Genomic DNA, 19,674 nt, shown 5'->3' with positions numbered 1-19,674 from the left:
GTCTTCCAATCAACTCGAATCACGTTCATCAATGATGCGGCGGAACCCTAGCGGGAGTATTTAACCGTCAAATGACACTCGCCCGAGAAAAGTCGATTTTACTGAGACTGCGCAGACTTGGCGCTTGTTATCCAGCTAACTTTTGATGTACCGACCGCTGACGTGCCTCTGTCGAACGGTGATACAGACCATTACCATGGACATCCGGCACCTTTTTAAAGCGCGTCAGCCGGCTCAAGTGCACCATGCAGCGCATCGGAAACCTCGCGGCAATATTGACTGTATTCGGCGGAAGTCCGGAAACTGTCTTCTCGCGGGTAAGGCGCGTCGATTTCCATCTCGCGTATCACCCGGCCTGGCCGGGCGGCCATCACCACGATGCGACTGGAGAGATAGACGGATTCGAATACCGAATGCGTCACGAAAAGCACGGTCCAGCCAAAGGTCTTCTGCAGGTGCAGCAGGTCGTTGTTAAGCTTGAACCGGGTGATTTCATCAAGCGCGGCAAAGGGTTCGTCCATCAGAAGAACTTTTGGCCGGGTGACAAGCGCCCGGGCAATCGAGACCCGCATCTTCATGCCGCCGGATAACTGACGGGGAAAGTCTTCTGCAAAGTCAGCCAGTCCGACGGTCGCAAGTGCTTCCATCACCCTGTCCCGGGCAGCCTGGCGAGATACGCCCTTTAACCGCAGTGGCAACCAGACATTGGCAAAAACCGTTGCCCACGGCATCAGGGTCGGCTCCTGGAACACGAACCCGAGCTCATGTTCCTCCTGCCCGCTTCGCTCCGCCGGCCAGGAAACGGTCCCCGTACTGGGATCGGACAATCCGGCGATGATCCTGAGCGCACTCGACTTGCCGCACCCGGATGGCCCAAGCAGGGACACGAATTCACCTTCACGCACATCCAGGGAGAAATCGTCGAGCGCGGTCGTGCCGTTTTCGAAAACCTTGCCGATACCGTTCAGGGATACGACGACGGGGGCCTTTTTGTGTGACGTCATGTGATCGCTTCCAGCGTTCCCGTTATGTGAACCGTCTCCACAGTATCCGTCAGTCCTTGACCTTGAGCGCCCCTGCAAGCAGCGGAATGGCAACCGTCAGCACCGCAACGGTGATGAACGACGCTCTCAGCGAGAGATAGTCGCCAACAAAGCCCAGCAGCGGCGGACCGAACAGAAAAGCTCCATAGCCAAGTGTCGCAACGGCCGCAAGGGCAGCCCCTTTCGACATGTGCGGATCACTGGCTGCCCGCGACATGGCAAGCGGAAACAGCACCGCATACCCAAGGCCCATCACGAAACAGCCGGCCCACACAGACCACAGACCTGCGCCGGAGACCAGCAGGATGCACCCGAGCAGCGCGACGATACCGCTGACCCGCGCGGTCGGCACGGGCCCGAAGCGGGCGATCACCTTGTCACCGGACAGGCGCATGATCACCATGGCGATAGAGAAAATCGTGAAAGCGGCGGGCGCGATCGACTCGGCAACGCCAAGATCCTCGATCTGATAGAGCGCGGCCCAGTCCGTTACTGCGCCTTCGCCGAGCGCTGCCACCAGCGCCATCAGCCCGACCAGCACCAGAGCCCCCTTGGGCAGCGCGAAAAGCGGTGCCTTGCTGCCATCTTCGTTTTCCGTCTTGGTCTGCGGCCAGGATTGGCGCCAATACCAGACAAGGAATGGCGCCGCGACGATGCCCCACAGGACAAAATGCGACAGCACGCTGAGATCCGCCATGATCGCAAGCCCGCCGGCCAGGGCAGCAACACCCGCACCCAGGCTGTACAGCCCGTGATAGGAGGACATGATCGGACGCTCCAGCGCCTTTTCCACTTCAGCACCCCAGCCGTTCATGGAAATATCCAGCGCACCAATGCTCAGCCCTGCCAGGAACAATGCCGCTGTCAGCAAGGCCACGTTGGGCGAAAGACCGATCAAAACGAAACTGATGATGTTGGCGACTGCCAGCAACTTTGTCATGGGAGCCGCGCCCAGGCGGTCGATCAGCATTCCGGTTATGGGAAAGGCGACAAACGCACCGCAAGCCATGACAAGCAGAAGAATGCCGAAGCCGCTTTCATCGAGCCCGGTTGCAGACTTGATATTGGGAATTCGCGATGCCCACGTACCGATACTGGTTCCGCACATGAAGAAGATCGCCGAAACGACACGACGCGCGGCAATGGCTTGGCGCTGAATTGAAACTGACATGGAGCTAACATTTTCTGGGAGGGCGAGCGCCCGAAAGGGAGCCGTCTTTCTGTCACGCAAGTGCCGGCCTGACAAGCATCATTCCGGGTGAAATGAGCAGCGCCTTAAACCGGCTTCCGCGATAGGAAAAAATGCCTGCAGCCAGGTCTCGTTTCTACGCAGGACCAGGATTGCCGGCTCAAGTGGCCAGCCCGGACAGACGGGACTGGATTTCATTGGTCCGCTCCACTGCGGACTGATAGGCGGAAATGGCTGCAGCTGTTTCCGCCCGGGCCCTGTCCCCGCTGGTTCCGGCAACATTCTCGGCACTATCCGAGCCGCCAGAATTGTTCCGGCCAGTCGTGCTGTCCGCACCGACAGTTTCAGGATCGGGACCGGAGGCGGAATTGACATTCCCGTCGTCATCATCCCCGGACAGTTCTTCCGACTTTTTCTGCCGGACTTCTGCCTGCGCTTCGGAAATCTGGGCCCTTGCCTGCTGCGCCACCTTCAGATCCTGAGAAGACGGATCGGCAGGTGCGGTCGCAGCGCGAATGACGACCTGCATCTTGCGGATCGTGGCTTCCGGTGTGCGTTCCCTGGAGGTATCGATCTGGACCTCGCCCCCTATGGCATACCGCTTGCCGTCCGGTCCCTGCTGAAAGGTGTAGCTGGGCGCCCCGGCATAAGCACCGCCAACACGGGCATGTGCCTGCTCATGGGCACGGACTTCCTGGTCCCGCTGTTTCAATTTGTCGACCTGCTTTTCCTCGGCCTGGTCAAGGCCGTCGCCATCAGGATCTTCGTCCTTTGCAGCATCATCCTGTGCCTGGCCAGCTCCACCGCTGGCGGCTTCGGTCTCCGCATCAGCACTGTCGCCAGCAGGCGCCGCATTTGCGGGCGTTCCGGTCTCGGTCTCTTCGCTTTCGGGATTTCCAGGTGCAGTTGCCTGGCGGGATCGACCCGGCGCATCGGCAGAACCGTCGGCTTCCTGCAGGGCGATCACGGCTTGTGCGGTCAAGGTCGGCGTATTGCCGGCACGGGCAGAGATTGCCTGGGCACTTGCCTGGCTTGCACGCGCAGAAGCCTGGTCCCGGCCATGGGTATTTTCCCCAGAACCAGGATCGCGTTCAGCCGCGACACCGCTTCCTCTCAGGATCGTTGCCGGCGTATTTGACAGGATTGCGCCGATCATGGCGCGAATTGTCCCAAAAAGGCGTCAGCAAATTCTAAACACCGGTTAAGAATCCGGCATCATAAGTTCGTGAAGACCCACTCGCTCAATGGCCGTTCTGCTACCGCCTCTTGCCTGCTCGGACACGCTATGCAAAGGAGAAAGTGACGTACCTTCAAAGCGGAACGGATCCATGCTGCCCAAGCCGTATTGGCAAGACATGACAACCCTCGACTTTCAGTCGCAAGGAGTTGAAGACTGGATCGCGGTTCTTCCCGTTGCGGCCATCGAACAGCACGGCCCGCATTTGCCACTGTCCACGGACACGACGATCGCAGAAGGTCAGGTCAAGCGGGTACTCGAGCTTCTGCCCACTGGTCTGCCTGTGACTTTCCTACCCGTACAGGCCGTCGGCAAATCGGACGAACACATCTCTTCACCCGGCACATTGACCTTGGCCTGGGACACGGTCACACGCGCCTGGCTAGAGCTGGGTGAAAGCGTCGCTCGTGCCGGAATTCGCAAACTTGTGCTGATCAACTCCCACGGCGGCAACGTTCCTGTTCTGGATATCGTGGCGCGGGAGCTACGCGTGAAACACGACATGTTCGTCACCGCCACCAACTGGCTGCGGTTCGGTCAGCCCGACGGGCTGTATGCCGACGCGGAATTCACCTACGGCATACATGGCGGCGACATCGAAACATCACTGATGTTACATCTGCGTCCTGATCTTGTCCGCATGGAGCTTGCCACCGATTTTCCGTCGGAACAGCAAACTTACCTGCAGGAATTCAAGCATCTGCGTGGCCACGGCAAAGCCCAATACGGCTGGAAGGCGCAGGACCTAAACGTAACGGGCGCGCTCGGCAACGCCTCGCTGGCCACGGCTGAAAAGGGTCGGCAATCGCTCGATCACGCAGCACGCGGCTTTATCGAGCTGCTTGAGGACGTCAACAACTTCGATCTTGCAAGGCTCTGGTCACCGGCACCTTGAGACCAGCCGGAAATCGTCCCGAGCTTGCCGGGACGGCTTGAGCTTACGCGAAGGGAAGCATTCGATTTCGTAGTCTAGCAATATTACGGGATCGAAGCAGGTATTATTCGCGTTTATTCAGCTAAACCCACAAGAATACACGACAATTCTCTGCATGTATTGACCTGCACCTGTTTAGGCGACACATTAATAAAGGTGGAGATTTGAGAGGGCGGTTCTCGCAGAACCATGAATCTTTCTATTCGGCAACTGGCGACCTTTCGAGAGGTCATGCGAAGTGGCTCGATTTCTGAAGCCGCGCGTACGCTTGGCCGGACGCAACCTGCAGTCAGCTCCACAATCGCGGGTCTTGAAACCGAACTGGAATTGAAACTGTTCGTTCGCGAGCAAGGCCGTCTGGTTCCGACACCGGAAGCGGAATTCTTCCTGGAAGAAGCGGAAGCCATTCTCAAGCGGCTGGAAATTTCCAAGCGCACCCTGCGCGGTCTCGCCAACCGGGAACACGGCCAACTGCGGGTCGCAGGCATACCGGAAGCGACGGCCGATTTCCTGCCCAACAGCCTGTCGAAGTTCATTGCCGACAAGCCAAGCGTCAAGGTTGCCCTGGCCAGCAGAACGTCAGCCGAAATCGAGGAACTGATCGCCGCGCAGCAATTCGATATCGGATTTGCAGAAACACCGAGAGCCCGAAATTCCTTCGACCAGATCGACTTCGACCTGGAATGCATGTGCGCGATCCCCGCGACCGATCCCCTGGCCTCGAAGGAAGTCATTACCCCGACTGAACTGGATGGATATCCGCTGGCGCTGCTTCATTCAGAACATCGCAGCCACCGGCAGACACTCGCCCGTTTTCGCGATGCCGGAGTTCGTTTCAACCAGCGCTTTGAACTTCAGACGGCCTGGCTTGGGCTCCGCTTCGTCGAAGCAGGCCTCTGCGCCCTGATGTGCGACATGATCACGGCCTACAATGCGCAGGAAAAGGGTCGGCTCGGCATGGGCCCGCCCATGATCGTCTTTCGTCCGTTCCGGCCGCGCATACAGAACAGCCTGTCGATCCTCACACCGACCCACCGGCCGATTTCCATTGTCGCCAAGGACTTTTGCGACTTCCTCGCCACGGAAGTGGAAAGCATCCGCACATCCATGATCAAGCGGACAGCCTGATACTTTGCCGGAAACGTCCGGCCCGTATGTTCAGCGGTGTCGGGAAGCAGGTTTTCGACGACCAAATGCAAGCGACTGACGGCGGTCTCGCCGTCAGACAGGCTGCGGTTCGCATTTATTTTTTCGCGATATTCCGCAGTCGATGGGGCTTACACAATCTGTCAGACGCACGCCTGATCAAAAAAAGTCGAACTGGCTGCACCGGTATTTCAGTTTGACCCACCTCCGGACACCCACAGGTTTCTGGCTGGATGTCCGGAAGGCTGGTCTGTCACCAGATCAGGCGGCTGCGTTCTGGAAAATCGCGCTGTTGGCAGCGACGATGGCAACCGCATTGGTGCGATTTTTCGCCCCGAGACGTGTGATCGCATTGCGGATATGCGCTTTGACGGTCGCAATCGACACGTCCAGCTCATAGGCAATCTGCTTGTTCACCTTGCCTTCGCACAGCTTCACCATGATTTCCAGCTGGCGCGGCGTCACCAGGTCGGTGAGGTTGATCGGCCAACGGATGCCTGCGGCGAACGGGCCGGCGCTACCATTGACTGCGGAACTTGTCGGCAAGGCGAAATGAGCGGTCATCACTATGTTCCTTGGGTTTGTATTCCTCCGTGGTGGCAGGACTTTTCATGATTATCAGGCTATTGTAAAATGTTAAAATGCATACTGCATAATGTTAAAGTTTTGCAATTTGATCCTGAAGGATGCCAAGCGTGAGCAAAAAACTCTATTCCGGCCACACGTTGAGGCAAATCCGCTCGGATTTCGGCCTATCCCAGGTGGAGTTTGCAAAGAAAATCGGCCTGTCCACCGCCTATGTGAACCAGATCGAAAACAACAACCGCCCGGTCACCGCCTCGGTATTGCTAACGATTAACAGGATCTTTGGCGTCGATCTGTCAGCCTTCGAACAGAACGACCTCGACCGGGTGGTGCAGGATCTTCAGGAAATTTTCGCCGACACCCAGTTTCTGACAGCCTCCGTCGGCCGGCAGGAAGTGCATGAACTGGTCACTCGGGCACCAGGCGTCACCAAGGCGATCATGGATCTTTACGGCGCGCTGCGGACCTATCACGACCGGGAAGCGAACGAGGACGATCTGGTCCAGCTCGGCGGTAGTCCGGAAAGCGGTCCCGGACCTCGGAAATCCGCTTATGAAGAGGTCCGCGACTATTTCCACTACATGGACAATTACGTCGACAGCATCGACCGGGCCGCGGAGAAGCTCTCTCTGGAGATCGGACTTTCGAAAGCCCCTTCGAAGTTCACCGCCCTGACCACCTGGCTTCAGGAACGCTTCGGTATATCAGTCACGGAATTTCCGGACTATCGAGGCACGTTGATCCGTCAGGACGATTTCGCCCGTACCATCGCGCTCTACAGTGCCATTCCGCAATCGACCAAGAGCTTCCTGCTTGGGTCAGTCGTCGCTGAACTGTGTGTCCGGGACCTCATTTCGGAAGAGGTCACCAGGGCAAGGTTCAAGACCAAGTCGGCGGAAAGCATCGCACGGCTGGCCTTGCGGAACTATTTCGCGGGCGCCTTGATCCTGGCCTATGACGACTTCCTGAAAACCGCTGCGGAAACCCGGCACGATATCCAGCTTCTTTCGAACCGGCTGGACGCCAGTATCGAGACCGTCTGCCACCGTCTGTCGACTTTGCAGCGCCCCGGCGCCAAAGGTCTGCCGTTCTACTTCGTGAAGATCGACCGGGCCGGCAACGTCGTCAAACGCCACAGTGCAACCCGGTTCCAGTTCGCCCGCTTCGGTGGCTCCTGCCCGCGCTGGAACGTCCATCAGGCCTTTGAACAGAACTCCAACAAGTTCACCTCGCAGGTCGCCCAGATGCCTGACGGAGTACGCTATCTTTGCGTGGCGACCAGCATCACCAAACACCAGCCGGACTACCGCAGCGGCGAGCGCCGCTACGCGCTTGGTATCGGCTGCGAGGTGCAATATGCCGATGCGGTCGTCTATGCCGACGGGCTTGCGGTCGACGAGATCTCCTCGCCCGAGCCCATTGGCGTCAACTGCCGCATCTGCCCGAGGGACAATTGCGACCAGCGCGCCTTCCCGGCCGTCGACAAGGAACCTTTCATCGATTCAGGCCAGCGCGGCATTGTGCCATATCGGGTGAAGGCGGCTGATTAGGTGTGAAATTTCAGAGGCTTGCCGGACACGCCGCAAGCAACTCAATTCAGGTTTGCTCAGCTGAAGTTAGCGCGACTCAGTTCAGCCCAACCAACTTCCCCCTCATCCTGAGGAGGACCGTCAGGTCCGTCTCGAAGGATGGGCCGCTTGCCCAGAATATGCCGCCCATCCTTCGAGACAGCGCCAAGGCGCTTCCTCAGGATGAGGCAGTGGGTGGGCAGATTTCAGCAGAATGGACCAACCACACCCAATTTCTCCGACCAGTGCCCCTCAGCCCCGTTGCTCCATCCGGATCATGTCCGCCGCCTTTTCGGCGATCATCACCACGGGCGAAGCCGTGTTGCCGGAAACGATCTTCGGCATGATCGAGGCATCGATAACCCGAAGGCCATCGAGACCGCGAACTTTCAGCTGAGGATCGACAACCGACTGTTCGTCCGGACCCATCCGGCAGGTTCCAACCGGGTGGAAGATCGTGGTGGCGATATCGCCGACCTTTTTCAGAAGGTCCTCGTCGCTGTCGACCTGAGGCCCCGGCAGGATTTCCTCCGGCTGGTAGGCCTGCAAGGCCTTGGCCGTCATGATCTCCCGCGCCTGACGTACGGACTTGAGGGCAATGAGCTTGTCCTTTTCCGCCGACAGGTAATTCAGCTTGATGTCGGGTTGCTGCCCACTATCACCGCTCTGAATATGTGACGCACCAACGCTTTCCGGACGAAGGTTGCACACCGAAACCGTGATTGCCGGGAACGGATGCAGCGGGTCGCCGAGCTTGTCGGTCGAGAGAGGCTGGACGTGATATTCGAGATCCGGCGTTTCAAGCGACGGATCTGACTTGGTGAACATGCCGAACTGGCTGGGTGCCATCGACATGGGCCCGGATCGCATCAACCCGTATTGAAGCGCAATCGAGGCTTTTCCGAAAAGACTGTTGGCCATGGTGTTCAGGGTCTTGGCGTTCTTGACCTTGTAGACCGTTCGGATCTGAAGGTGATCCTGCAGGTTCTCGCCAACGCCAGCACGTTCATGCTTCACCTCGATGCCGTGCTGCGACAGCACCGCGCCATTGCCGATACCGGAGAGCTCCAGGATCTTGGGTGAATTGATCGCCCCCGCAGCCAGCAGAACTTCGCGCTCCGCCCGCGCGGTCCTTTCCTGCCCCTTCACGGTGAAGGTAACACCGGCTGCACGCTTGCCTTCCAGCAGGATCGACCTGGTTTCGGCATGGGTGATCAAGCGCAGGTTCGGCCGTTTCAGTGCCGGGCGAAGGAAACCTTTCGCCGTGTTCCAGCGAACGCCGCCATTCTGGTTGACCTCGAAAAAACCGCTGCCTTCGTTGCTGCCGTCATTGAAATCCGCACGCGGTTCGACACCGAACTCCCGTGCGCCTTTCTGAACGGCTTCGAGGATTTCCCATTTCAGGCGCTGCTTGGAGACTTTCCACTCACCGCCACCGCCATGCAAACCTGACTTTCCGGCATGATGGTCTTCCGACTTCAGGAAATAGGGCAGCACATCATCCCAGGACCAGCCGACGTTGCCAAGCTGACGCCAATGGTCGTAATCCGCCGCCTGGCCGCGCATGTAGATCATGCCGTTGACGGACGTACAGCCACCCAGAACCTTGCCACGCGGATAGACCAGGCTGCGTCCGTTGAGGCCCGGCTCGCTGGCTGTCTTCATCATCCAGTCGGTGCGCGGATTGCCAATGCAAAAGAGATATCCGACCGGGATATGCACCCAGTGATAATTGTCCGAACCGCCGGCTTCCAGAAGCAGCACCTTGACCGAAGGATCTTCGGTCAGCCGTTTTGCCAGAACACAGCCGGCCGTTCCGGCCCCGACGATCACATAATCGTAGGTTCCATCGAGTGAAGTCGGACCGCTCATGTCGTTTCCCGTTTCCTGCCCATTTCCTGTCCGCAGTCTTTCCTGCTGCGGTCCAAACTTCGATGATCTGCATCATGCCGGACCAGGCAATCTTCCGCCGGCACTGATGTGACCCTTTAACACCCTCATCCTGATCAGGTTTTCTGTTTCTTCGCAAACTCGAAAAGAGACATATGTGGGCGCTCGCCGATGCGAATTCGCCCGGCTGTTTCCCTCACACTAGAAGATCCTGACGTTTCGGCAATTCCTCCAAGAGGACTATTCGTCCATGACATGCATATCGGCCCAGAAGGACCGAAGAGCATCTGTCAGCTTGCAGTAGGTCCGGTAGCGCCGGTCGTAGTGCGATTTCATCGTAGCCACCGGCAGATATTCCTTCTGCGCCCTCGTCATGGCTGCAACAGCCGTCTCGTAATCAGGGAAGAGACCGACACCAACACCGCCTCCAATGGCCGCGCCTAGCGCACCCGTCTCACGAGCTTCCGCAACGGTGATCGGAACACCCAGACAATCGGCGAACATCTGCGGCCAGACCGGGCTGCGTGACCCGCCTCCGGATAGCACTGCCCGGTCGAACGTGACACCGGTTCTCCCGAGCACCTCGATATGGCGGCGATGTTCAAAGAGAACCCCTTCGAACAAGGCCCGCAGCAGGTGCCCTTCCGAATGCCAGCCGGCGAGACCATAGAACCCGGCGCGGAAGTCCGCCCCAAGCCGCGAGCCGTAAAGGAACGGATGAAAGAACGGGTCGTCCACCGCGGGCGCGACCTCCGCGATCCTCGCGTTGCAATAGCCGAACGGATCGTCGTGATGTTTCCCGCGCTCCACCAGCTCTCGCACATACCATTCCAGGTTGGCGGCCGATGTTGCGCTCGATTCGATATTGACGAACCGGCCGGGGGCAAAACCCGAGGCCATGAACATTGCCTTGTCGACGATCGGGGCCTCCGAAAAGACCTGATTGATGCTCCAGGTGCCTGCAATGATCGAGGCTTCGCCGGAATGGACAACGCCCGACCCGAGCGCACTGGCGATCACGTCAAAATAGCCGCCGACAACCGGCGTCCCTTCCTTCAGTCCGGTCGCAGTCGCGGCTTCTGCCGTGACATGCCCGGCCACATCCGCCGGTTCGACCAGATGCGGCAGCATCGGCTCTGCCTCGCCGAGACCATAAAGTTCCAGCAGCTCCCTGTCGTAGAGATTGTCCGGTAACCTGAGCAAACCGCACCCCGACATGTCGGAGATCTCGCTGACGCGTTCTCCGGTCAACTTGAAGGTGATGAAGTCCTTGCAAAGGAGCACGGTTCCGGTCCGGGCATAAAGATCCGGCCGGTTGTCCTTGATCCAGGCAAGCAGCGTCGGGGTCTGGGACGGCCAGGGTTCCTGCAGACACAGGGCGTGCAGCCTGTCACCATGCGCCTCACGCAGCTTGCCTGCATGATCCGCGGCGCGCGTATCCAGCGACTGGATGCCCAGCAGTGGCTCATGGTCCTTGTCCAGCAGGTAAAGACCGTTGCCGTGCCCGGCACAACCAACTGCCGCGATCTGCGAAGGCTCGACACCGGCTTTGTCAAGGCACTCGCGGATAACCGTTTGCGCATTGCGCCACAACTCTCCGAGATCGCGTTCAACATGTCCGGGAGCAGGTGAAAACGATTGGCCGTCCAGTGCGCTCATCGCCACCTGGCGGCCCGCCAGATCGAACAGGACAGCCTTGATCACCGTGTTGCCGGCATCAAGCCCCAGCAGATAAGTCCTGTCGTCAGCCACGGTTATAGATGTCCCATGCTTCGTCACCGTCGGCACCGTTGTGGATCATTGCCATGAGTGCCGCAATCACCGCTTTCGGGTTGTCGTGCTGATAGATGTTGCGTCCATAGACCATGCCCTTGGCACCCTGGCGCATCAGTGCAGCGGATTTCCTGAGAACAGTCTTCAGGTCTTCCTTGCCCCCACCACGCACCAGAACCGGAACGCGCGCCGCTTCGACCACCCGGTGGAAATCTTCCGCGTTATCGGTCGGGTCCGCCTTGATGATGTCGGCTCCCATCTCGCTTGCCAGCCGAACCAGTGTCACGATCTTGTCTGCGTCGCCATCAACCTGATAGCCACCCCGGATGTCGTTCGGCAGCATTACCAGCGGCTCGATCATCAACGGCATGCCGTACTTGTGGCAGGCAGCGCGCACCCTGGAGATATTCTCCACGCATTGGCGAAACAGCTCCGGCTCGTCCGGCAACATGAACAGGTTCACCACGACACAAGCCGCATCCATTTCCAGAGCCCCGATGATCGGCTCGTCGGCATTCTGCAGCAGCGACCACATCACCCGGTGGCGCTGGTCATTGTAGGGGTTGCCCATGTCGATGCGCATCACCAGCGCCGGCTTGTCCTTCTCCGGACGCGACTGCAACAGATCCGCCTGGCCATAGGCCATCTGGATCGCATCAGGCCCGGCCTTGACCAGGGTGTCGACAACCCCGGCCATGTCTTCCAGGCCAACCATGAAGCTCGGTTCGTTGCACACGCCATGATCAACGGCAACATCCAGGCAGCCGCCGTGGGTGAACATCCGGTTCATCCGGGCTTTGGGGCTCAAACGCATATTCTGCTCCTGCTTGTGTCTTGGTTCCGGCGATCTTCAAACGAAACGCCATAATAGGTGGAAAGGTCTTCGATCAGCCGGTCGCGCTGAAGCCCGCGCTCTGCGTCGGACCAGCCGAGTTCTTCACCGGCGACGGCCGCCAGCTTGTCGAGCAGCTCTTCACTGATCAGTCCTTGGATGGCGAGTGTCGTCCGGCGCAACACGATGTCGGCAAGGGTCACCACGCTTTCGCGGGAGGCGAGGAACGCGATCTCCGCCGCTGTGATTTCTGTCTGCGGCGAAAGTGCCTCGTCGTCCGGCCTGCCCTGACAAAAGGCCAGCAGCTCCGTCGCCGTGGTGCCATAGGTCGCCACCAGGTGCGCGGCGCGCGCGGGACCAATGCCATGGTTCGAGATCAGGTCGCGCTCCAGGATCACGGCAGCATCAGGAAAATCCTTTCCGCCGCCGATCGGGCGCGACAGGGTGCCGACATGCCTGGTCCGGCCAAGTTCGCTGAGCACTTCGTCCGTCGCCTGTTCGGCAAAGGCACGGAACGTTGTCCACTTGCCGCCGATCATGCAGATCTGCGGAACGGGTCCTTCGATACGGGTCGTAAAATGGCCCCTGGAAATCCGGCCTGTAAAATCATGATCGCTCTTCGGCAACGGCCGAATGCCGCTGTAACTGAAAACGACATCATCCGCATTGAAGTCGATCTCCGGAAAGACCAGCCGGAGCGAGCCCAGAATGTAGGCTTCTTCTTCCGGCTCACAGCGCACACGTTCGGCTGTCTTGACGCGGATATCCGTCGACCCGGCCAGAACCTTGCCGAAGAACGGAAAGACGATGCAGACCCGGCCATCCGAATTCTCGAAATAGACCATATGGCCGCCAAGCGCCTTCTCCAGCGCCGGATTGTCGAGAATGAGATGCGATCCCTTTGTACCCGACACCAGGCGTTCGTGGCTGGAATTGCCGGCAAGCTCATCAATGGCATCATCCAGCCAGGCGCCTGTGGCATTGACGAGGATCTTCGCCGAGATCTCTTCCGTTCGGCCGCTCACCTGATCTCGCACAACAAAACCGCTCCCGGCCGGCTCAAGACAGGCATAGTTGAGGGCGACACAGTCGGGAGCCACCTCTTCCACCTCCCTGACCAGTTCCAGACCTAGCCGCTCCGGGTGGCTGATCCAGGCATCGTGATAAGTGGCCGAACACCGGATGGCGCCGGTCAGACCCGGCCAGGTATCCCGGGTCGCCTTCGCTCCGCGGAAACGGTGTTTCGGCAACAGCCGGCGTTTGCGTGTCACCCAGTCATAAAGCGTCAGCCCGAGCTTGATAGGGACCGCTCCCCGGCTGGAAGGCTGACCTGAAAAGCCAAAGAAACTTGCCGCGCTGTTCAGGAGCCCGGAAAAGAGCGATCCGATGGGAATGACGGTCGGCAGCGGATGGACCAGATGAGGCGCATTGACCAGCAGCGCGTCGCGTTCGCGCAGGGATTCGCGCACCAGGTCGAACTCGCCGTTTTCCAGATAGCGCAATCCTCCATGGATCATGCGCGACAAGGCAGAACTGCACCCCGAGCAAAAGTCGTTCCGTTCCACCAGCAGCACCCTGACACCCTGCAGCGCCAGATCCCGGTAGACCCCGATCCCGTTGATACCGCCGCCGACGACAACGGCGTCGAACGCGCCGTCAAGCGCGATACGGTCCCATTTTCCTTGCCGTTGTTCGGACATGCCTTCCCCGTTCACCGGACGGATGCCCGGTGCCCTTTCCAATCTCAATTTCGAAGTCTCTTAAGCGGCGAGTTCGGTCAGATGGGTCGCGGCGGCATCGCCGATGAGCCCGATTTCTTCACTGGTCAACCTGAGGCGCCCCGCCTTGGCATTCTCCCGCGCCTGCACCGGATCACGGGCTCCGCACAAGGAGAAGGTGATGCCCGGCTGCTGCAGCGTCCAGGCGATCACCACCTGGGCCTTGGTGGCACCATGGGCCTCCGCTATCGGAGCGATGGCGTCCATCAATCTGGCAACCTTGCGGCGGTTTTCGACCGAGAACCGCGGATTGTCCTTGCGCTGATCATCACCTTCGAAGGTTCTGTCAGGACCGATCTTGCCCGTCAGAAGACCTAGCGCCAGCGACGAATAGCTCAGCACCGAAACCTTTTCCTTGAGGCAGAGAGGCACCAGGGTGTCCTCGATGTCGCGCTTGATCATCGAATATTCTTCCTGGATCGCGTCCAGCTGCCCTGCAGCCACATAGGCCTTCACATCGTCGGCAGTCGTGTTGCTGGCACCGATGGAGCGGATCTTGCCCTGGGTCTTCAGGGTTTCCAGCGCCTCCATGGTTTCCGCAATCCGCGTGGTCGGATCCTGCCAATGGGTGATGTAGTGATCGATGTAATCGGTCCCGAGCCGCTTCAGGCTCTGCTCCACCTCATGGACGATCGCATCCTTGCCGAGATACCGGTGCACCGGCTTGCCGTCATAATCAAAGAAGTGATTGCCCTTCTGGGTGTGCCAGACGAGACCGCATTTGGTTGCCAGCACCACCTTTTCGCGGCGGCCTGCAATCGCCTTGCCGACAATCTCCTCCGACAGCCCCTGGCCATACGCCGGAGCAGTGTCGATCAGGCTGATGCCTTCATCGATGGAAGCCTGAATTGCGGAAATCGACTTGGCTTCATCCGTGCCGCCCCACATCCAGCCGCCAATGGCCCAGGTGCCGAGCCCGATAGCCGACGCCTCAATGCTTGAGCGTCCGATCTCGCGTGTCAGCATTTCATGCAACATTCTGTTTGCCTTCCATGGTTGCAAGGACCGCTCCCGCGGTGTCCTCGTCCAAGATGAGTGAATTCAGATAGTTTCCGTTGAGGACGGCCCGGATCGGCCAGATCTTTTCATCGCCCGAGGTCACCCCGATGACCCGCTTGAAGCGCCGCAGCTCTTCAGGCGCCAGTGCGACCAGCCGCGAATTGAGGGCGTAGTCGGCAACCGTCCCGTCCTGGCGCATCAGGTAGGCCAGGAATTCGGCGCTGACACCGCTACCAACCAGCATCTTGCGGTCCGATTCAGGCATCGGATGCAGGTCGTAGTAGCTCGACCCGGGCGTCGCGATGGATCCGATGCCGACCAGAGCGATCGTTGCCTGCCGTGCCAGGTCCAGGACCTCGCGAATGGAGCCGACTTCCATCAGCATGTCGCGCTGCTCCCGGCTTTCGGCAAAGAGCGGCGCATGAAGCTGCAGTGCCTTGCCGCCCAGCTTCTCGGCCATCAGGCTGGCCTGATGATTGACATCCGTGTGGTACTTGCCCTGCACCCCTCCAGTGAGCGGCACCACGGTGACGTCAAACTTCCGGTCGGTCTCGATGTTCTGCACCACCGCCCCGACGGCCTTGCCACCCGTGATGGCGATGATGTCGCCATCACGGATGGTCTCCACCAGATGGTTGGCAGCGGCAAGCCCGACCTGCTTCAGCGTCGTGTTGGGGCTGCCTTCGACGGACGATGTAACCAGCGCTTTTGAAAGGGGCGTCGATTGTTCCAGCAGGTTTTCCAGATCAGTCAACCGCTGGAACGGGTTCTCGATATCGATCTTGATCATGCCCATCTTGCGGCCCTGGGTGATCAGACGGTTCACCTTGGACGTCGACAGGTTGAGCAGTTCGGCGATTTCCGACTGTTTCTTGCCTTCCAGGAAATGCAGCACGAGAACCGTGTGCATCTGGCGCATCAGCTCGATATCGTTTTTCTTGTCCGCCATCTGGTTGCCTCTTCGCTGGAGCCGGGTCAGGCGCGTTTCTTGACGAGATAGTGGTCTATGGAGACCGCCGCCAGCAGGATCGAGCCGCGGATGATGTCCTGCCAATAGACCGAGACATCCAGAAGCGCGAGCGAGCTGGAAACAACCGACAGCAGCACCGCCCCCAGGATCGCTCCGAAAATGGTACCCGAACCACCCTTGAGGCTCGCCCCGCCGATAACGGCCGCCGCAATCACGTTCAGTTCCATGCCGATGCCGAAGGTCGGCTGGGCAGAACCGAAGCGGGCCATGTAGATGATGCCGGCCACACCACACAGAGCCGAGCAAAGGGTGGTCGTGAAGAACACCACGCGCTTGGTACGGATGCCGGAATAGGCGGCGGCCTTCTCGTTGCTGCCGGTATAGAACACCTTGCGGAACATGGTCGTGCGGCGCAGCAGGAAGTCGAAGCCGATCACCACCACAAGGAAGATCAGGATCACGACCGGGATCGGTCCAATGGACCCCTGACCGATGAACTTGAACTCGGGCGGCAGCGTGAACAGACCGAGCGGACGCCCGCCCGTGCCCAGAAGACACGCCCCCCGGGCGATCACCATGATTGCCAGCGACACGATGAAATGATGAAGGCCGACGCGGGTGACAAAGAACCCCATGAACGCCCCGATGGCCGTGCAGGCGGCAATCGAAATCGCCGACGCGACCCAGGGGTCGACCCCGTTCAGGAACAGCCAGCCGGCAATCACCATGGCCAGCGCTGTCACCGAGCCAACCGAAAGATCGATCCCGCCGGAAATCAGCAGGATGGTCATGCCGACCACCACGATGCCTTCCACCGCAAAGGCCATGACCATGGCGCGCATGTTCACCCAGGTCAGGAAGTAGGGCGAGGCGAAGGACATCACGATGAACAGCACTAGGATGATCGCGATCAGTCCCGTTTCACGCATGCGCAACAGTTTGCGGATCATCGATACGTCTGCCGGTTTGCCGTTCGGCGCGTCTGTCAGGGAGACGGCGTCTTCCATGGTTTCCCCCACGATTAGTTTATGGTTGCCTGGGCGCCCACGGACGCCAGGTGCATTATGTTTTCTTCGGTCATCTGATCGCCCGTGACTTCGCCGCTGATCTGTCCCTCCCGGACGACCAGCACACGGTCACAAACGCCGATCAGTTCCGGCAGCTCCGACGAGATCACCAAAATTCCGACCCCGCTGCTGGCGAGATTGCGCAGGATGCGATGGATCTCGGCCTTTGCGCCGACATCGACACCACGCGTCGGCTCATCCAGGAAGATCAGCTTCGGATTGACCGACAGCATTTTCGCGATCGCAACCTTCTGCTGGTTGCCTCCGGAAAGCGATGACACCGGGTCCGACAGCGAGCCACATTTGAGATTGAGACGCTTGCCAAGCGTGTCTGCCTGCGCAACCTCCCGGCTTCCGGCAATCAGACCAAAGGAATTCGCGACCTGTTCCGGTTTCAGGGCGGAGACATTGGCGGCAATGGACATATCCAAAAAGATGCCGTCACCCTTGCGGTCTTCGGACAAATAGACGATGCCCTCGGAGATGCTGTCCCGATAGGTCTTCAGCGACAGCTTGCGGCCATTGAGCGAAACCTCCCCGGTCACGTCGCCTTCAAGCCGGCAGATGCCCTTCACGATCTCGCTGCGCCCAGCACCGATCAGCCCGGCAATCCCGAGGATCTCGCCCTTGCGGAGCTGGAACGAGACATCCTTGAAACGCGTGCGTTCACTCAGGTTCTGAACGTCCAGAATGATATCGTCCGTCTCTTCGCTTTCGGACTGCTTGCGCGGGTAAAGCTCGTCGATAACCCGGCCGACCATGGCATTGACCACGTCATCGGGCTGGATCTCCGCAACATTGCGGGTCGTGATGTAGGTGCCGTCCCGGAAAACGGAGACCCGATCGCAGTTGTCGAAGATCTCGACCATGCGATGGGAGATGTAGATGATCGAGATGCCCTTGTCGGCAAGACGGCGCATGATCTTGAAGAGGATCTGCGCTTCTTTCTCTGTCAGCGCCGCCGTCGGCTCATCCAGGATCAGCACCCGGCAATCGAGTGTCAGGGCTTTGGCGATCTCGACGAGCTGCTGGTGGGAAATCGACAGATCCCGCACGAGTGTCGTCGGCTCGATGTCACCAAGCTGGCCGAGCACTTCAGCCGCTTTCTTTTCAAGTGCACGATAATTCATCAGGAACGAACGGCTGACATTGGTCGTCGCCATGAAAATGTTTTCGGCAACCGTCACATCGGGACACAGCGCAATCTCCTGGTGAACGAAGCCGATGCCGAGCTTCTGCGCCATCGCTGGAGATGAAATGACCACCGGTTCGCCATCGAAGCGGATTTCTCCGCTGTCCGGCTGCAGGATGCCGTCGATGATATTCATCAGCGTCGATTTGCCGGCGCCGTTTTCCCCGGCAAGCGCATGGATCTCGCCCTTGCGCAATTCGAAACTTACCCCCTTGAGCGCCTGAACCGGCCCGAAGGATTTCGAGAGGTTGGAGATCTTGAGGATCACATCGTCAGTCATGACAGGGCCGATTTGCTCGCAATTCCGGAGAAAGAACGGGCTGCCTGATCTGCTGCATTGATTGCAGGCAGCTCGCCGTATCACACGGGGCTCCAAAGGAGCCCCGGTTTGTTCATCAGCTCGGGTCGCGGCCTTCCATGTAGGCGTTGAGGTCGAAGCTGTCGGCGTTTTCCTTGGTGATCACGGCAAAGCCGTTGTCGACGTAAGGGATCTGAACCGGGTTGTAGCCGGAAACCTTGTAGTCGTTGAACGGATCGAACACGTCGGAATGTGCGGCGAGGAACACGGCCATGAAGCCCATGAACCCCTGCATGCCCTGGTTCGGATTCAGCGCCATGTGGATGTTGCCGGCCTTGATGTGCTCAAGAGTGGTTGGCGTCACATCGGCATGCATGATCAGCACTTTCGCTTCCGCTTCCAGCACCGCTGCGACAGCTCCTTCCGCGGAGCCCGCTTCCGGGATCCAGAGAGCGGCAAGGTTCGGGTTGGCCTGAAGGATTGAGGCCGTTGCCCGGTAGGCGGCATTGCTGTCCTGGTTGGTCGCCTGGCGGCCGACCAGTTTCATGTTCGGGTAGTGCTCTCCCATGTAGTCGAGCAGCGCGGTCACGCGCAGATCGTGGTTCGACTGACCCGGGTTTTCAAGAACCGCATATTCCGCGCTGTCACCAACCTGCTTGACGATTTCTTCGGCGGCAAACTTGGCTTCGGCAAGGTTGTCGGAGGTGATATAGGCACTGCGCTTGGACTTCGGAGAATCCGCCGCGAAGGTCACGACCTGCGTGCCGTTGTCGACGGCCCGGTCGATCGGCTCGATAAACGGATCGGACTGCATCGGGTGCAGCAAGACACCAGCCGGCTGCTTGACCATGTCCTGCTCGAAGGAAGCGATCTGCTTGGTGATGTCATAGTCCGGCGTGCCGGAGAAGATCGTCTCGCAGCCGAATGCGGACGCAGCCTGCTTGAAGCCCTGATAGACCGGCACCCAGTAGGGATGGCCGGAAACCATCACGTTCATGATGTAGGTTTCGCCCGGCTCGCATTTCAAACCGTCTGCCGCGGCCGGAGCTGCGGTCAGAACTGCAGCCGACAGCATGGTCGACGCGAGAATTCCCTTGAAGATAGAAGTGCCCATGGTTTTCTCCCTGGACCAACGGGCTGCCAACCGCGAACGGCCGAATGCCCGATGGGTGA

General features: G+C 59.3%; 16 protein-coding genes. 3 read left to right on the top strand and 13 right to left on the bottom strand.

Going from position 1 to position 19,674, the window contains the following annotated elements; all coding sequences use genetic code 11:
• Positions 1 to 215: 215 nt before the first annotated feature.
• The 3 genes from ACP90_RS04160 to ACP90_RS04150 all read right to left on the bottom strand — a co-directional run bounded on the left by ACP90_RS04160 (position 216) and on the right by ACP90_RS04150 (position 3,388).
• Positions 216 to 1,004, bottom strand: coding sequence for an ABC transporter ATP-binding protein (locus tag ACP90_RS04160; RefSeq protein ID WP_062486936.1), 789 nt, complete (start codon positions 1,002 to 1,004; stop codon positions 216 to 218).
• Between the two features lie 49 nt (positions 1,005 to 1,053).
• Positions 1,054 to 2,214: an MFS transporter gene (locus tag ACP90_RS04155; RefSeq protein ID WP_062486933.1), complete on the bottom strand. Its 1,161-nt coding sequence runs from the start codon at positions 2,212 to 2,214 to the stop codon at positions 1,054 to 1,056.
• Between the two features lie 178 nt (positions 2,215 to 2,392).
• On the bottom strand, positions 2,393 to 3,388 hold the full coding sequence (locus ACP90_RS04150) for a putative metalloprotease CJM1_0395 family protein (protein ID WP_062486931.1): 996 nt from the start codon (positions 3,386 to 3,388) through the stop codon (positions 2,393 to 2,395).
• A gap of 172 nt (positions 3,389 to 3,560) precedes the next feature.
• Between ACP90_RS04150 and ACP90_RS04145 the strand changes: the two genes are divergently transcribed.
• Both ACP90_RS04145 and ACP90_RS04140 read left to right on the top strand, forming a co-directional pair.
• A complete protein-coding gene (locus ACP90_RS04145) occupies positions 3,561 to 4,364 on the top strand; it encodes a creatininase family protein (protein WP_062486929.1) in 804 nt (267 codons plus the stop codon).
• Positions 4,365 to 4,592: 228 nt separating this feature from the next.
• A complete protein-coding gene (locus ACP90_RS04140; protein ID WP_062486927.1) occupies positions 4,593 to 5,531 on the top strand; it encodes a LysR substrate-binding domain-containing protein in 939 nt (312 codons plus the stop codon).
• A 279-nt stretch (positions 5,532 to 5,810) separates the two neighbouring features.
• Here ACP90_RS04140 and ACP90_RS04130 read toward each other — a convergent pair whose 3' ends face one another.
• Positions 5,811 to 6,113, bottom strand: a complete 303-nt coding sequence (locus tag ACP90_RS04130; protein WP_077291702.1) for a LuxR C-terminal-related transcriptional regulator — start codon at positions 6,111 to 6,113, stop codon at positions 5,811 to 5,813.
• A gap of 131 nt (positions 6,114 to 6,244) precedes the next feature.
• On the opposite strand from ACP90_RS04130, the gene ACP90_RS04125 reads away from it, so the two are divergent.
• Complete coding sequence (locus ACP90_RS04125) at positions 6,245 to 7,684, top strand: helix-turn-helix transcriptional regulator (protein ID WP_055661256.1); 1,440 nt, start codon at positions 6,245 to 6,247, stop codon at positions 7,682 to 7,684.
• 270 nt (positions 7,685 to 7,954) lie between these two features.
• Here the strand turns inward: ACP90_RS04125 and ACP90_RS04120 are convergent, their stop codons facing one another.
• The 9 genes from ACP90_RS04120 to ACP90_RS04080 form a co-directional block, all read right to left on the bottom strand.
• The gene (locus ACP90_RS04120) at positions 7,955 to 9,574 is read right to left on the bottom strand and encodes a GMC family oxidoreductase (protein WP_062486924.1); all 1,620 of its coding nucleotides are present in this window, start codon (positions 9,572 to 9,574) and stop codon (positions 7,955 to 7,957) included.
• Positions 9,575 to 9,832: 258 nt separating this feature from the next.
• On the bottom strand, positions 9,833 to 11,344 hold the full coding sequence (locus ACP90_RS04115) for an FGGY-family carbohydrate kinase (protein WP_201030452.1): 1,512 nt from the start codon (positions 11,342 to 11,344) through the stop codon (positions 9,833 to 9,835).
• Positions 11,337 to 12,179, bottom strand: a complete 843-nt coding sequence (locus ACP90_RS04110) for a class I fructose-bisphosphate aldolase (RefSeq protein WP_062486922.1) — start codon at positions 12,177 to 12,179, stop codon at positions 11,337 to 11,339. The genes ACP90_RS04115 and ACP90_RS04110 overlap by 8 nt, the downstream gene beginning before the upstream one ends.
• Positions 12,170 to 13,897: a glycerol-3-phosphate dehydrogenase/oxidase gene (locus tag ACP90_RS04105; protein ID WP_062491341.1), complete on the bottom strand. Its 1,728-nt coding sequence runs from the start codon at positions 13,895 to 13,897 to the stop codon at positions 12,170 to 12,172. The genes ACP90_RS04110 and ACP90_RS04105 overlap by 10 nt, the downstream gene beginning before the upstream one ends.
• 60 nt (positions 13,898 to 13,957) lie before the next feature.
• Positions 13,958 to 14,953: an aldo/keto reductase gene (locus ACP90_RS04100; protein WP_062486920.1), complete on the bottom strand. Its 996-nt coding sequence runs from the start codon at positions 14,951 to 14,953 to the stop codon at positions 13,958 to 13,960.
• On the bottom strand, positions 14,943 to 15,923 hold the full coding sequence (locus ACP90_RS04095; RefSeq protein WP_055661135.1) for a sugar-binding transcriptional regulator: 981 nt from the start codon (positions 15,921 to 15,923) through the stop codon (positions 14,943 to 14,945). The genes ACP90_RS04100 and ACP90_RS04095 overlap by 11 nt, the downstream gene beginning before the upstream one ends.
• Before the next feature lie 26 nt (positions 15,924 to 15,949).
• Entirely contained in the window at positions 15,950 to 16,894 is a 945-nt protein-coding gene (locus ACP90_RS04090) for an ABC transporter permease (protein ID WP_051990117.1), read from the bottom strand.
• 71 nt (positions 16,895 to 16,965) lie between these two features.
• On the bottom strand, positions 16,966 to 18,483 hold the full coding sequence (locus ACP90_RS04085; protein ID WP_062486918.1) for a sugar ABC transporter ATP-binding protein: 1,518 nt from the start codon (positions 18,481 to 18,483) through the stop codon (positions 16,966 to 16,968).
• A 115-nt stretch (positions 18,484 to 18,598) separates the two neighbouring features.
• Positions 18,599 to 19,615 (bottom strand): substrate-binding domain-containing protein, encoded by a 1,017-nt coding sequence (locus ACP90_RS04080; RefSeq protein WP_023003716.1) that lies wholly within the window; start codon positions 19,613 to 19,615, stop codon positions 18,599 to 18,601.
• Between the last annotated feature and the right edge of the window lie 59 nt (positions 19,616 to 19,674).

The organism is Labrenzia sp. CP4 (assembly GCF_001579905.1).
GTDB lineage: Bacteria > Pseudomonadota > Alphaproteobacteria > Rhizobiales > Stappiaceae > Roseibium > Roseibium algicola.
Note: the sequence above shows the minus strand (reverse complement) of the source record. Positions and strands in the feature narration are given on the sequence as shown.